At 62.1% G+C, this 12,428-nt stretch carries 13 protein-coding genes; 2 read left to right on the plus strand and 11 right to left on the minus strand.

What is annotated here, in order from left to right:
* Positions 1 to 147: 147 nt before the first annotated feature.
* Positions 148 to 1,479: a PhoH family protein gene (locus H7B90_RS28960; protein WP_185139384.1), complete on the minus strand. Its 1,332-nt coding sequence runs from the start codon at positions 1,477 to 1,479 to the stop codon at positions 148 to 150.
* 174 nt (positions 1,480 to 1,653) lie between these two features.
* On the opposite strand from H7B90_RS28960, the gene H7B90_RS28965 reads away from it, so the two are divergent.
* Complete coding sequence (locus H7B90_RS28965; RefSeq protein ID WP_185139385.1) at positions 1,654 to 2,259, plus strand: YhcN/YlaJ family sporulation lipoprotein; 606 nt, start codon at positions 1,654 to 1,656, stop codon at positions 2,257 to 2,259.
* A 69-nt stretch (positions 2,260 to 2,328) separates the two neighbouring features.
* Here H7B90_RS28965 and H7B90_RS28970 read toward each other — a convergent pair whose 3' ends face one another.
* From H7B90_RS28970 to H7B90_RS29000, 7 genes are all read right to left on the minus strand, one after another.
* Complete coding sequence (locus H7B90_RS28970) at positions 2,329 to 2,535, minus strand: hypothetical protein (RefSeq protein ID WP_185139386.1); 207 nt, start codon at positions 2,533 to 2,535, stop codon at positions 2,329 to 2,331.
* A gap of 162 nt (positions 2,536 to 2,697) precedes the next feature.
* A complete protein-coding gene (locus H7B90_RS28975; protein ID WP_185139387.1) occupies positions 2,698 to 3,801 on the minus strand; it encodes an LCP family protein in 1,104 nt (367 codons plus the stop codon).
* A complete protein-coding gene (locus H7B90_RS28980) occupies positions 3,802 to 4,101 on the minus strand; it encodes a hypothetical protein (protein WP_185139388.1) in 300 nt (99 codons plus the stop codon).
* A gap of 67 nt (positions 4,102 to 4,168) precedes the next feature.
* Entirely contained in the window at positions 4,169 to 4,471 is a 303-nt protein-coding gene (locus H7B90_RS28985) for a YlaH-like family protein (RefSeq protein WP_185139389.1), read from the minus strand.
* Positions 4,472 to 4,526: 55 nt separating this feature from the next.
* Positions 4,527 to 6,368: a translational GTPase TypA gene (typA, locus tag H7B90_RS28990; protein WP_185139390.1), complete on the minus strand. Its 1,842-nt coding sequence runs from the start codon at positions 6,366 to 6,368 to the stop codon at positions 4,527 to 4,529.
* A gap of 317 nt (positions 6,369 to 6,685) precedes the next feature.
* Complete coding sequence (locus H7B90_RS28995) at positions 6,686 to 7,168, minus strand: hypothetical protein (RefSeq protein ID WP_185139391.1); 483 nt, start codon at positions 7,166 to 7,168, stop codon at positions 6,686 to 6,688.
* Positions 7,169 to 7,324: 156 nt separating this feature from the next.
* Positions 7,325 to 8,005, minus strand: coding sequence for a TerC family protein (locus H7B90_RS29000; RefSeq protein ID WP_185139392.1), 681 nt, complete (start codon positions 8,003 to 8,005; stop codon positions 7,325 to 7,327).
* Between the two features lie 130 nt (positions 8,006 to 8,135).
* Between H7B90_RS29000 and H7B90_RS29005 the strand changes: the two genes are divergently transcribed.
* Positions 8,136 to 8,861, plus strand: coding sequence for a TerC family protein (locus tag H7B90_RS29005; protein ID WP_185139393.1), 726 nt, complete (start codon positions 8,136 to 8,138; stop codon positions 8,859 to 8,861).
* Between the two features lie 103 nt (positions 8,862 to 8,964).
* On the opposite strand, the gene thiI is transcribed toward H7B90_RS29005, so the two are convergent.
* The 3 genes from thiI to H7B90_RS29020 all read right to left on the minus strand — a co-directional run bounded on the left by thiI (position 8,965) and on the right by H7B90_RS29020 (position 12,331).
* Positions 8,965 to 10,209, minus strand: a complete 1,245-nt coding sequence (thiI, locus tag H7B90_RS29010) for a tRNA uracil 4-sulfurtransferase ThiI (protein ID WP_185139394.1) — start codon at positions 10,207 to 10,209, stop codon at positions 8,965 to 8,967.
* Positions 10,210 to 10,211: 2 nt separating this feature from the next.
* Positions 10,212 to 11,378 carry a cysteine desulfurase family protein gene (locus H7B90_RS29015; RefSeq protein WP_185139395.1) on the minus strand — a complete coding sequence of 389 codons (1,167 nt, stop codon included), beginning with the start codon at positions 11,376 to 11,378 and terminating at the stop codon, positions 10,212 to 10,214.
* Positions 11,379 to 11,506: 128 nt separating this feature from the next.
* On the minus strand, positions 11,507 to 12,331 hold the full coding sequence (locus H7B90_RS29020) for a lytic transglycosylase domain-containing protein (protein ID WP_260411305.1): 825 nt from the start codon (positions 12,329 to 12,331) through the stop codon (positions 11,507 to 11,509).
* Between the last annotated feature and the right edge of the window lie 97 nt (positions 12,332 to 12,428).

Here is a 12,428-nt window from a genome sequence, read left to right on the forward strand (position 1 = left end):
GCCATAGCGTCGGTTGCCATAGCGTCGGTTGCCATAGCGTCGGTTGCGGCAGCGCCGATTAGGCAACTCCGATGGCGCAGCGCCGTTGCGCCGCGCCGGCCATGCGGGGCGCTATGGCCGCGCCCCCGGGCCTCCTTTTCCCCCCGGTTACAGACGTTCCGCCGCCAATTGGGCCAGCTTCGACCGCTCCCCCTTCTCCAGCGTCACATGCCCGCTTATCCCTTCCGCCTTGAACTGCTCGATCAGATAGGTGAGTCCGTTGCTCTGCGCGTCCAGATAAGGATGGTCGATCTGCTCCGGGTCTCCGAGGAGCACGATCTTGCTGTTCTCCCCCACGCGCGAGACGATCGTCTTCACCTCGTGCCGGCTTAAATTTTGCGCTTCGTCGATAATAATGAACTGCCCCGGAATGGACCGCCCCCGAATGTACGTCAGCGCCTCCACCTGAATGCTTCCGAGGCCCATCAAAATTTTGTCCAGATCCCCCGACTTCTTCGTATCGAACAGAAACTCCAGGTTGTCGTAGATCGGCTGCATCCACGGACGCAGCTTCTCCTCCTTCTCTCCCGGCAGATAGCCGATGTCCTTGCCCATCGGCACGACGGGCCGCGCGATCAGCAGCTTCTTGTACTTGTGCTCGTCCTCGACCTTCATCAGTCCCGCCGCCAGCGTCAGCAGCGTCTTCCCGGTGCCGGCGCGGCCGGACAGCGTGACGAGCGGAACGTCGTCGCTTAGCAGCAGCTCGAGCGCCATGCGCTGCTGCGCGTTGCGGGCCGTGATCCCCCATACCGGATCGTTGCTTAAGTGAAGCGGTTCGAGCCGCTGGCCGTCCTGGCTGACCTTGAGCAGCGCCGACTTGCTCGTGCCGAGCTCGTCGCGCAGGATGACGAATTCGTTCGGATGCAGCTTGACCTTCAGGCCGAGATGGTTGATCCCGAGGAACCGGTACGTGTAGAACTCGTCGATGACGGACGGATGCACGTGCAGCGTCAGATGGCCCGTGTACTGGTCGGACGGCGACACCGTGCGGTCGGACAAGTAATCCTGGGCGGTGATGCCGAGCACGTCGGCCTTGACGCGCACGAGGACGTCCTTGCTGACGAGAATGACGGGTCTCGGCTCCGGCTTCTCCTGTTCTTCGATATGGTAATTCAGCGCGACGGCCAGAATGCGGTTGTCGTTGGTCATCTCGCCGAACAGCTCTTGTACGCGTACGAACCGGCGATGATTCAATTCGACCTTGAGGACGCCGCCGTTGTCCAGCGCGACCCCGTTGTGCAGGTGTCCGCCCTCGCGGACCCGGTCCAGCTCGCGCGAGACGAAGCGGGCGTTGCGCCCGATCTCGTCGGCGAGCCTCTTCTTGGAGTCGATCTCCTCCAGAACCACGGATGGAATGACGACCTCGTTCTCTTCGAAGGAGAACATGGCCATCGGATCGTGCAGCAGCACGTTCGTATCGAGCACGTAGATTTTTTTCAACGGCTGTCCCTCCCGGGTTCGACGGATTGTGGCGATTTGACCATTCCTGAATCGCAGGCTGACGACGGGGAACAATGAGATCAGGTTGTACGGTTGCTGGCGAAAGCGCGTCTTTTCCGGGCGGCTTTCCGGGCATCCCCTCCATGCAGAATTTACAACAGGATGGTGATCCTCATGAACATCGCAAAAACGGGCCCTAGTCTCGCCGCCGGTCTTCTGCTCGCGGGTCTGGCGTTCGGCGCCTCCGGCTGCGGAACGCGGCAGGCGAGTCCTCCTCCCGCCGCGGACGGCCGGCTTAACGTGCAGAGCGCGACGCCGGGGCCGGAATACGGCGGAACGGCCATCGCCCACCCGAGCGAAGTCGCCGCTCATCTGGAGCAGCTGGCCAGAGGGGTCAAGGGAGTCCGCGGCGCCAACTGCGTCGTCTTCGGCAAGTACGCGATCGTCGGCATCGACGTCGAGCCTACGCTGGAACGCTCGCGCGTCGGCACCGTCAAGTACGCGGTCGCGGAAGCGTTCCGCAAGGATCCTTACGGCATCGACGCCGTCGTGACCGCCGACGTCGACATGGCCCAGCGGCTTCGCGAGATCCGTCAGGACGTCCGCCAAGGACGCCCGATCGCGGGTTTCGCGGAAGAGCTGGCCGATATCGTCGGGCGGCTCGTGCCGCAGATGCCGCGCAGCGTCGTTCCGCCGGCTTCCCCGGACGGCCATGCGGGAGTCCGTTCTTCGCAGATCCAACACGGGACGACTCGCGGAGGCACTTCCGCCGGCAGATAATGCGGTCACGGAAATCGACGCCGGACGACGCTTCTCCGCCCGAAAAGAACAAAAAAAGCCCAGTGAAAATCACTGGGCTTCTCTCATGGGCATATCATCTTGTCCGAACGGGCATATCGGGGCGGCGCCGCGGCGCGGCGCGCGCTCCGAGGCCTCGGACGGACGAAGACGGGCGGACGCGAAGGCCGATTCGCGTCGAATTCGCTCCGCGAACCGCAGCTCGCCGCCGATACGTCCGAACCGGAATCCCGAAGGAGCCGCCATCGTCTTCGCCATCCGCCATCCTCCTCGCCGCGCGAGGCTCTGCCTTCAGGCTGGCCCCGGCCGTCGGATTGTTGGCCCTATTATAGCATAGGGCCGATTCCGATTCCAAGCGTCAAAGTGTCGAACATCCTTCAAGCATGAACAGCTTCGCGACGCTCCTCGGATCGGGCGAGGTCACTCCCCGGACGCTCCGGAAGCTTCGGAGGAAGCCTCCGGCTGCGAGGCGCGGCCGTTCGGCGTCAGCTCCTCCGCCAACGCCCGCTTGGCCTCTTCGAGCTTATCGTCGTTGATATAGACGAACGGGCTCTTCCAGACGCCTTCCAGCGGAATGAAGCGAATCTGCTCCCGGTTAATATCGTAATACGCCTTCAGCATGTTCTCGATCTGCGCCTTCGGAATGTCGGTTCGCATATTGTCGCCGACGGCCGAGATGACGTTGCCGAGCTTCGGAATGCTGCCGAACGACTTCATCTTGTCCACGATCGCCCCGAGCACCCGGCTCTGCCGGTCGTTGCGGTCGAAGTCGCTGGAGGCGGCCGTGCCGCGGTTCGACTTCCGGTAGCGGACGAAGTCGAGCGCGTTCTTCCCGTCGAGATGCTGGTCGCCCTTCTTCAAGTTGATGTCGGTCCCGTCGGCGTTGTCCACCCATCTCATGTCCTGGTCCACGTATACGTCGATGCCGCCGAGGGCGTCGACCACGTCCGAGAAGCCTTGGAAGTTGAGGACGGCCGTATAGTCGATCGGGATGTCGAAGTACTTGCCCATCATCTCCCGGGTATTGTCGCGGGCGTAAGCGTCAGCCGCCTCGTCCTTCAAGCCTTCCTTCGTCCGGGCGATCCGATGGAAGCCGGCGTAGAAGGCGTTCACCTTCTGCTCCTTGTAGCCGCTGAGCTGCAAGTCCGTGTCCCGGGGGACCGAGACGACGGTCGCCGTATTCGATTGCGGATTCATCGCGATGACCATGACGACGTCGGTGTTCATGCTTCCGGTCTGCTTGCGGTAGTCCATTCCGAGCAGAAGCATGGAGATCGGCTTCACCTGGGCGCGCTCCGCGGACGGGATCGGCTTCGAATCTCCCCCCGGCATGGCGATGTCGCCCAGCGCGTCGTTGGCTTCCTTCCACAAGTAGCCGGCGTAGCTTCCCAATCCGATAATAATGATGGCGAGAATCGTAAAGAGGACGGTCAGTCCCCTGCGCGCGCGGCGCTTCGTTTTTTTGGCGACCGGCTTGGCGGCCGGGCCGCGGGATCGCGGCGGCAATGGCGCGCTCGTGCTCATCTAAGTCACCTCGAAATCTTCGTCGTCTCGTTCTCCGCCGAAGCCGTACAGATCGTTCGACAGCTGCTCGGCCGCTTCCCGGTCGAACCAGACGGTCTTCCCGTTGTTCTCCCGGTCCGTATAGGAGACGTAAATTTTCGCTTCGTCGCGCGAGGCGACTTCAATCGATGCCAAGCCGTGGTCTTCCGACAAAATCTGCGCGAAGTAGCGAAGCGATTCCCGGGCCGCCCCGTCGTCGGGACGGCGCTCGGTCATCAGCTTCGTCTGCAGCCAATAGAACAAAGTGTCGGTCAGTCGCATCGGCATCTCCCCATCCGTCCGTAGATTGATAGACGAAGTCCGGACGCGGCGGCCTAGCCCCGCCGCTTCAGCGAGGCTCCGCGCGGCCCGCGGGCTTGTCGCCGCCCTTGCCCCGCCGCTTGTCGTACAGCTGGCGGGCGCGGAGCATCAGCATCATGACGACGGCTACCGCCATGCATTGGATAATCGGCAGCTTGTCCAGCTGCAGCAGCAGCAGAACGAGACAGCCGATGGCCATGATGACGTGGACGATGACTTCCTTCAGGATCGGAAGCCTGCCCATGCGGAAGACGGCGTTGAAGATGTAGATCGTAAAGGCGAGAATAAGCAGATAGGAAATAACGGGATGATCGTGGAACCACGCTTGCATCGGGAATCCCTCCTACGCTTCGGCTTAAGCGCCGATGGCCGGGGAGCTCGGCGCGTTAAACGCCGGACTCCGCCATCTTGCGCTGTTTATCGTACCGGTCGCGTTCGCTCTTGTTCAAGATCTTCTTGCGCAGGCGAATCGACTTCGGCGTAATCTCGCACAACTCGTCGTCGTTCAAGTATTCGAGCGCTTCTTCCATCGACATGAGCCGCGGCGTCTTAAGCCGGACCGTATCTTCCTTCGTCGCGGAGCGAACGTTGGTCAGCGCCTTCTCCTTGCAGATGTTGACGATGATGTCGTTGTCGCGGGTATGCTCGCCGACGATCATGCCTTCGTACACTTCCGTGCCCGGCTCGACGAACAGGATGCCGCGGTCTTCGACGCTCATCATGCCGTAGAACGTCGACGTTCCCGTCTCGCTCGCGATCAGCACGCCCTGGTGGCGTCCGCCGACCTGGCCGCCGATGACGGGGCCGTAGCTGTCGAACGCGTGGTTCATGACGCCGTAGCCGCGCGTCAGCGTCAGGAAGTTCGTGCGGTAGCCGATCAGGCCGCGCGCCGGAATGAGGAACTCGAGGCGGATCTGGCCGTTGCCGTTGTTGATCATGTTGACCATCTCGGCCTTGCGCGTGCCGAGGCTCTCCATGACGGCGCCCATGCTGTCTTCCGGAACGTCGATCAGCAGCCGTTCGATCGGCTCGGACTTGACGCCGTCGATCTCGCGGACGATGACTTCCGGCTTCGACACTTGCAGCTCATAGCCTTCGCGGCGCATGTTCTCGATCAGGATGCCGAGGTGCAGCTCGCCGCGTCCGCTTACGATGAAGGCGTCCGGGCTGTCCGTCTCGTCGACGCGCAGGGCGACGTCGGTCTCGAGCTCCTTGAACAGGCGCTCGCGCAGCTTGCGGGACGTGACGAACTTGCCTTCGCGGCCGGCGAACGGGCTGTTGTTGACGAGGAACGTCATCTGCAGCGTCGGCTCGTCGATCTTCAGCACCGGCAGCGCTTCGGGGTTCGCCGGATCGGCGACGGTCTCGCCGATGTTGACGTCCTTGATGCCCGCGATGGCGATAATGTCGCCCGCCGCGGCTTCCTCCATCTCGACCCGCTTCAGCCCCTGGAAGCCGAACAGCTTCTCGATGCGGGCCTGGCGGATCTTGCCTTCGCGGTCGAGCACGGCGACCGGCTGGCCTTGGCGGATCTTGCCGCGGTTGACGCGGCCGATCGGGATGCGGCCCAGGTATTCGTTGTAGTCGAGCAGCGTCACGAGGAACTGCAGCGGCGCTTCCGTGTCTTCCGTCGGATGCGGAATCTTGTCCACGATCGTCTCGTACAGCGGCTCCATCGTCGTGCCGAGCACGTTCGGATCGAGGCTGGCGATGCCGTTGAGGCCCGAAGCGTAGACGACCGGGAAGTCGAGCTGGTCGTCGTTCGCGTCAAGCTCGATGAACAGCTCGAGCACTTCGTCGATGACTTCGGCGGGACGCGCGGCCGGACGGTCGATCTTGTTGACGACGACGATCGGCGTGAGGCCCGCTTCGAGCGCCTTCCGCAGGACGAACTTCGTCTGCGGCATGCAGCCTTCGAAGGCGTCGACGACGAGCAGGACGCCGTCGACCATCTTCATGATCCGCTCGACTTCGCCGCCGAAGTCGGCGTGCCCCGGGGTGTCGACGATGTTGATCAGGTAGTCTTTGTAGTGCACGGCCGTGTTCTTGGCCAGAATCGTAATACCGCGCTCCCGCTCCAGGTCGTTGGAGTCCATCGCGCGCTCCTGCACCTGCTCGTTCTCCCGGAACGTGCCGGATTGCCGCAGCAGCTGGTCGACGAGGGTCGTCTTGCCGTGGTCGACGTGCGCGATGATGGCGATATTGCGAATGCGATCTCTTGGATGCATGCTTCCACTCCTATCTTTATATGAGGGTTAAACGGAGAACGAATGATGAAGGGCTAAGGTTGCGGCAGGTATCTCCTTCCAGCCGCCTGTTCTTATCCCATTGCTTGAATAGAACTTGAAGGCAGCAAAGGGGCTCGAGAGGCTGGACGTAAACTCTTCCGGGAGATCCTTGCTTTTCTTGTGCCCAATCATAAAACGGTTCCGCTTGAACCCCGAAATCCGGTGTCACGGAAAAACGCCGACGCGAGGTCGGCGTTCTCCACCTACATCCCTTCTATTATACGCCACGAATCTTAATTATCAAGCGATAATCGAGATTACCGGAAGCGCGGGCGGCGAATGACGAGCCAGGCGCCCAGGGCGATCAGCACGACGGCCACGACGTAGATGCCCCACGTCCACAGAAGCGTCAGGACGAACAGCGCCACGGACAGCACCGCCAGGACGATGGAAGCGGTCCAGATGCCGCGGGAACGGACGTCTCCGAACGTGTAATATTCGTACAAGCCGACCGAGACAGCCAGAAGGAAGAACGGCCACAGGTACTTCATTACGCTCCAGTCGAACCAGTTGCCGATCAGGAGCAGCACCGACACGACGGTCAGAATGCCCGCCGGAATCAGCGAGACGGCCGGCAGCATGCGCCCGAAGAACAGCACGTGCAGCAGAACTCCCGGAATGAGGATGAACAACGGCCAGAAAACGGATCCGATAAAAGCGAATACCCCAAGCTTGCCGAGCAAAATGACCAATCCCGCAGCCAAGATGAGAACACCGACCGCGGCGGATTGCTTGTTCACGACGCTCCCCCACTTTATCTATGGTCTGCATAAAACTACCTGCGCAGAACGCCGACCGGCCGAATGCCGAAGACGGCGGCTTTTTTCTATAAGTTTAATGGAAGTCGCGAGAAAAAACCAGTTCCGCCGCAGAAAAAGTAGGCGTGGCGCGGCCGTCTACCGGACGGCTCCGGGCTTGCGGCGCCTCAGCAGGAGGGCCAGCGCGATGAGCAAGGCCACCAGGGCGTACGGAGCCGCGTGCGCGAAGTTCTCGGATACGTTCGGCATCGCGCGTTTAAGCCCCGGATCCTGAACGAGCATCTCGCCTGCGGCATAAGCGAGCAGCGCTCCGCCGATGTAGACGAGGAACGGCAGGCGGTCGAGAACGCGCAGGATGAAGGAGCTGCCCCAGATCATGATCGGAATGCTCATCGCGATCCCGATCATAAGCAGCGCGACATCCCCGCGGGCGACGGCGGCGACGGCCAGCACGTTGTCCAGGCTCATGACGAAGTCCGCGACGATGATCGTCCACACCGCCCCGAACAGCGTCGTGGCGGATCGCGTCTCCCCCTCGGCATGCCCGTGGTCGTCGAGCAGAAGCTTCAGCGCGATGCCGAACAGAAGCGCGGCGCCGGCGGTTTGCATAAACGGAATCGCGAGCAGCTTCACCGCCGCAAGCGTCAGGACGCACCGGAGCAGCACGGCCGCCGCCGTCCCCCACCAGACGGCCGCTTGCCTCTGATCCGGGGAGAGGCGCCGCGCGGCCATCGCGATGACGATCGCGTTGTCGCCGCTCAGCAGCAAATTGATCAGCACGATCTCGGCAAAAATCATGAAGCTCTCTCCGATGCCCATGCCTCCACCTCCTCAGATGAGATGTATGTACAGGCCCCCGGGGATATGCCAAAAGTTTTTTTCGCGAATTTTGAATCGTTATTCCGACTTGCGCGTATAACAATTGAATTGGAGTTGGGGGGAAGTCGTCATGGACATTTTCAGTTTGGAATTTCTGACCTCGTTATTGACCATTATCTTCATCGATCTCCTGCTCGCCGGCGACAACGCCATCGTGATCGGCCTTGCCGCCAGGAACCTGCCGAAGGAGCATCAGAAGAAGGCGATCTGGTACGGAACCGGCGGAGCCGTTCTCATACGGGTTGTAGCCACTCTGCTGATCGTCTATCTGCTGAAGATCCCGTTCCTGCTCGCGGTAGGCGGAGTCGTTCTCTTATGGATCGCCTTCAAGCTTCTCGTCCAGGAGGAGCAGCACGAAGACATCAAAGCGAGCACGACGCTCGGGGGAGCCGTCCGCACGATCGTCATCGCCGACGCGGCGATGGGGTTGGACAACGTGATCGCGGTCGCCGGCGCGGCGCACGGCAGCGAGCTGCTCGTGATCATGGGTCTCGTCATCAGCATCCCGGTCGTCGTCTGGGGAAGCACGCTGTTCGTCCGGCTGCTGAACCGTTTCCCCTGGATCGTCTACATCGGTTCGGCCGTTCTCGCTTATACGGCGGCCAAGATGGTGACGCACGAGCCTAAGCTGGACGCTATTTTCCACGACAATCCCGTCCTTAGCTGGACGTTCATCGCCGTTATGACCGCGGCGGTCGTCGTCGGCGGGCTGTGGGCCAATGCCTTCAAGAAGAGGAAGGCGTTGGCGAAGGCAGCTTCCTCCGTGCTGAACGGAGATAAGCTCCCTCAGAAGTGAGAGCCCGGCGCGCAAGGTCCCGTGTTAACGGCAAAAGCCGCGAATCGCACGAAGGTGCGGTTCGCGGCTTCTTTATGTTCGGGTATTGCCGGGGTTCTGCGATTTAGAACCAGCGGTCCTCGTCCGAAGGCTCGGCAGAGGCGGCCGCGGCCGCGGCTCGGTCCGCCCGGCCTTCCGTCGTCAGGATCATCGTCTCCGTTCCTTGGACCGCTTCCTCGATCAGCTTCTCCAGCTCGGCTCCGATGCCGGCCTCCACCTTCTCCACGATGCGCAGGTTCGGATTCGTCGCCGGCGACTTGGGCACGAACAGCGTGCAGCAATCTTCGAACGGAAGGATCGACGTCTCGTACGTCCCGATTCTCTCCGAGATGCGGATGATCTCCCGCTTGTCCATCATGACGAGCGGCCGAAGCAGCGGCAGCTCGATCGTTCGGCCGATGACGTTCATGCTTCCGAGCGTCTGGCTGGCCACTTGGCCGAGGCTGTCGCCGGTCACGATCGCCAGCGCCCCGCTTCTCTCCGCGAGCCTCTGGGCGATGCGGAGCATCGTCCGGCGCATCAGCGTGATAATCAGATGCTCATGCCCGCTCTGCACCATTCTCGTCTGAAGCTCGGTGAAGGGCACGAGATGGAGCTTGATTCTCCCGCCGTAGTGGGCCAGCCTCTGCGTCAGCGTGATCACCTTGTCGGTCGCCTGCTGGCTCGTGAACGGATAGCTGTGGAAGTGCACGGCTTCGATCTCGAGCCCTTTGCGCATCGCCATCCAGCCGGCCACGGGGCTGTCGATCCCTCCCGACAAGAGGAGCATCGCCTTGCCGTTCATGCCGAGCGGGAACCCTCCCGCTCCCGGAACGACCGCGCACGAGAGATAGACTCCTTCTTGCTGAATGTCTACCTTAAGCTCCGCGTCCGGATGGTGAACGTCCACCTTCAGAGCCGGCGTGTTGCGAAGCACGTGGGCGCCGACGAGATGGTTCATCTCCTGGGAATCGTGAGGGTACCCCTTCCAGGCCCTCCGCACCGTCACCTTGAATGTCTGCGGAACGGGTTCAAGTCCGTTCATCAAGGTCAGCGCGGCCGCCCGCACCTCCTCCAGATCGTGTCCGGAGCGGACGGCCGGGCTGAACGAATGAATGCCGAACACGTCCTTCAGCGGCTCCTCGACTTCCTCGAAGCGGACTCCGTTCAGCCGGATATAGATACGGCCGTACGTTCTCTCGTACTCCAAGCCTTCCACGGCGGCGAGGGCTTGCCGGATTCGCGCCAGCATCATGCCCTCGAACCGGCTGCGGTTCCGGCCCTTGATCGTCACTTCCCCTAATCTCACTACTACCAGATCGTAGATCATCTTTAACTCCTCTCAAGCGGCTTCAGCTTCGAGATCGCGAGCCGCAGCCGCTCCGCCAGCAGCCGAATGTCTTCCTCCGTATGTTCGTCCCCGAAGCTGATCCGGATGCTTCCCGAAGCCCGGGCTTCGTCCAGTCCCATCGCCAGCAGCACCCGGCTCGGCTTCAAGCTCTTGGAGGAGCAGGCCGATTGGGTGGAGACGAGAATGCCGTGCTTCTCCAGCATGTGCACCAGCACCTCGGGCCGCATGCCCGGATAGGATACGTTGACGACGTGAGGCGCCGAGACGCTCTCGTCGCCCGCCGCGTTCAGCACCAGCTCGGGCATGTCCTGCAGCAATCCGATCAGCATCCGGCGCAGCCCGTGCATCTTCGCCGCGCGCTCCTCCCTCGTCTCCGTCGCCAGGCGGAGCGCTTGAGCCGTGCCGACGATGCCCGGCACGTTGTGCGTGCCGCTGCGGACGCCGTCCTCCTGCCCGCCTCCCGCCAGCAGAGGCTCGAGCCTCACTCCTTCGCGGACGAGCAGGAATCCGGCCCCCTTCGGCCCGCGGAACTTATGGGACGAGGCCGAGTAGAGATCGACGCCCGAGGAAGCCCAATCCAGCTCGAGCTTGCCGACGGCTTGGACGCCGTCGACGTGGAAGCGCGTCTGCGGATAGACGGACAACAGCCGCCCGATCTCCCGGATCGGCTGAATGGCTCCCGTCTCGTTGTTGACGTGCATGACGCTGACGAGGACCGTCTCCGGGCGCAGGGCCGCCGCGATATCCTCCGCCGACACCCGGCCCGACGCGTCCGGCCGAACGAACGTCACTTCGACGCCCATCCGCTCGAGCTGCTTGGCGACGCCGTGCACCGAAGAATGCTCGATAGACGTCGTAATCATATGTTTGGTTCCCCGGCGGGAGGAAGCCAGGATCGTTCCCTTGATGGCCAGATTGTTGCTCTCCGTTCCGCCCGACGTGAACACGACCTCCTCCGGCTTCGCCCCGCAAGCGGCGGCCACGGAAGCATGGGCCCGCTCCACGAGCTTCATCGCTTCCGCGCCGGCGCGATGAATCGCCCCCGAATTGGCGTAATGGAGATTCATCAGCTCGCCGACGGTCCTTACCACTTGCTCGTAAGGAGGCGTCGAGGCGCAATGATCGAAATAAAGCGTCTTCACCTTCATCCTCCTGTCACGGCCCGAATCGGCCTTCGATTGCGTAACCCCGATACAATAAAAAGATCAAAGCAAGATCTTCATCCGCTTTGATCCGGTCGTTCGTATGCGCGATCCCGGGGATTCCCGGGGCTTCTCTATAGCGAAGAAGTCCAAGCCAACCGCGCTTCAAGCACCTTCCGCACATAAGCCTGCGTCTCGGAGGGAAGCTCGGATTGGCGGGCGACGACGTCTTCGTTCGTGCGCAAGCCGAGGCGGTCGATCGTTCCCGGACCCGCGTTGTAAGCGGCGAGAGCGGTCGCTTCGTTGCCGTCGTACTTGCGAAGCAGGAACGATAAATACCGGGTGCCCGCATCGATGTTCTGGGCCGGATCGAACGAGTCGGTCACGCCCAGCCCTCTGGCGGTGCCGTCCATTAGCTGCATAAGGCCTTTGGCGCCGGCCGAGGATACGGCGTCCGGCCGGAAGGAGGATTCCGATTGTATAACGCCTTTGATTAACGCCGGGTCGACTCCGTATCTCGCCGAAGCCGCGGCGATCAACCCGTCGTAAGCGGAAGTCGCGCCGGTATCGGCCGCCAATCCCGTTAACCCCGAATGCCCCGCGATCGAGGATAAGCCCGTCAAGCCGGTCCAGCCCGACATTCCGGACAATCCCGACGTTCCGGACAATCCGGCCAATCCCGACGTTCCGGACAATCCGGCCAATCCCGTCATCCCGGAAATTCCGGTCCATCCCGATCCCGTTCCGGGAACGGACGACATCCCGTCTCCGAAGCCCGAACCGAGCGGATCGGCCGACGAATCCAGCAGGCCGCCGAGCAATTGGGCGAATACTCCGCCGCCTTCGTCCGCCGAAGCGACATCGTTCGCGCCGCCGAAGGGATCGATGCCAGACAGGAACTGCGACAAGAGCAATTCCTTCATGACGCGCGGATCCATGGTCACTCTCATATCGGTCATGTCCTAATCGCTCCCGGATCGTTGTACCATCCCTACCATTGTACAACAAGTCCATCGGCGCGAAAAGTCCCGTCTTCCGATCGTTCCGGCCGCTTCC

Source organism: Cohnella xylanilytica, assembly GCF_014212175.1.
Classification (GTDB): domain Bacteria; phylum Bacillota; class Bacilli; order Paenibacillales; family Paenibacillaceae; genus Cohnella; species Cohnella xylanilytica.

Coding starts and splice junctions, on each gene's coding strand:
- thiI (WP_185139394.1), bottom strand. CDS start 10,209: ATGATCTACGATCTGGTAGTAGTGAGATTAGGGGAAGTGACGATCAAG.
- H7B90_RS28965 (WP_185139385.1), top strand. CDS start 1,654: ATGAACATCGCAAAAACGGGCCCTAGTCTCGCCGCCGGTCTTCTGCTC.
- H7B90_RS28975 (WP_185139387.1), bottom strand. CDS start 3,801: ATGAGCACGAGCGCGCCATTGCCGCCGCGATCCCGCGGCCCGGCCGCC.
- H7B90_RS28980 (WP_185139388.1), bottom strand. CDS start 4,101: ATGCGACTGACCGACACTTTGTTCTATTGGCTGCAGACGAAGCTGATG.
- H7B90_RS29000 (WP_185139392.1), bottom strand. CDS start 8,005: ATGGGCATCGGAGAGAGCTTCATGATTTTTGCCGAGATCGTGCTGATC.
- H7B90_RS29015 (WP_185139395.1), bottom strand. CDS start 11,378: ATGAAGGTGAAGACGCTTTATTTCGATCATTGCGCCTCGACGCCTCCT.
- H7B90_RS28985 (WP_185139389.1), bottom strand. CDS start 4,471: ATGCAAGCGTGGTTCCACGATCATCCCGTTATTTCCTATCTGCTTATT.
- H7B90_RS29020 (WP_260411305.1), bottom strand. CDS start 12,331: ATGACCGATATGAGAGTGACCATGGATCCGCGCGTCATGAAGGAATTG.
- typA (WP_185139390.1), bottom strand. CDS start 6,368: ATGCATCCAAGAGATCGCATTCGCAATATCGCCATCATCGCGCACGTC.
- H7B90_RS29005 (WP_185139393.1), top strand. CDS start 8,136: ATGGACATTTTCAGTTTGGAATTTCTGACCTCGTTATTGACCATTATC.
- H7B90_RS28970 (WP_185139386.1), bottom strand. CDS start 2,535: ATGGCGAAGACGATGGCGGCTCCTTCGGGATTCCGGTTCGGACGTATC.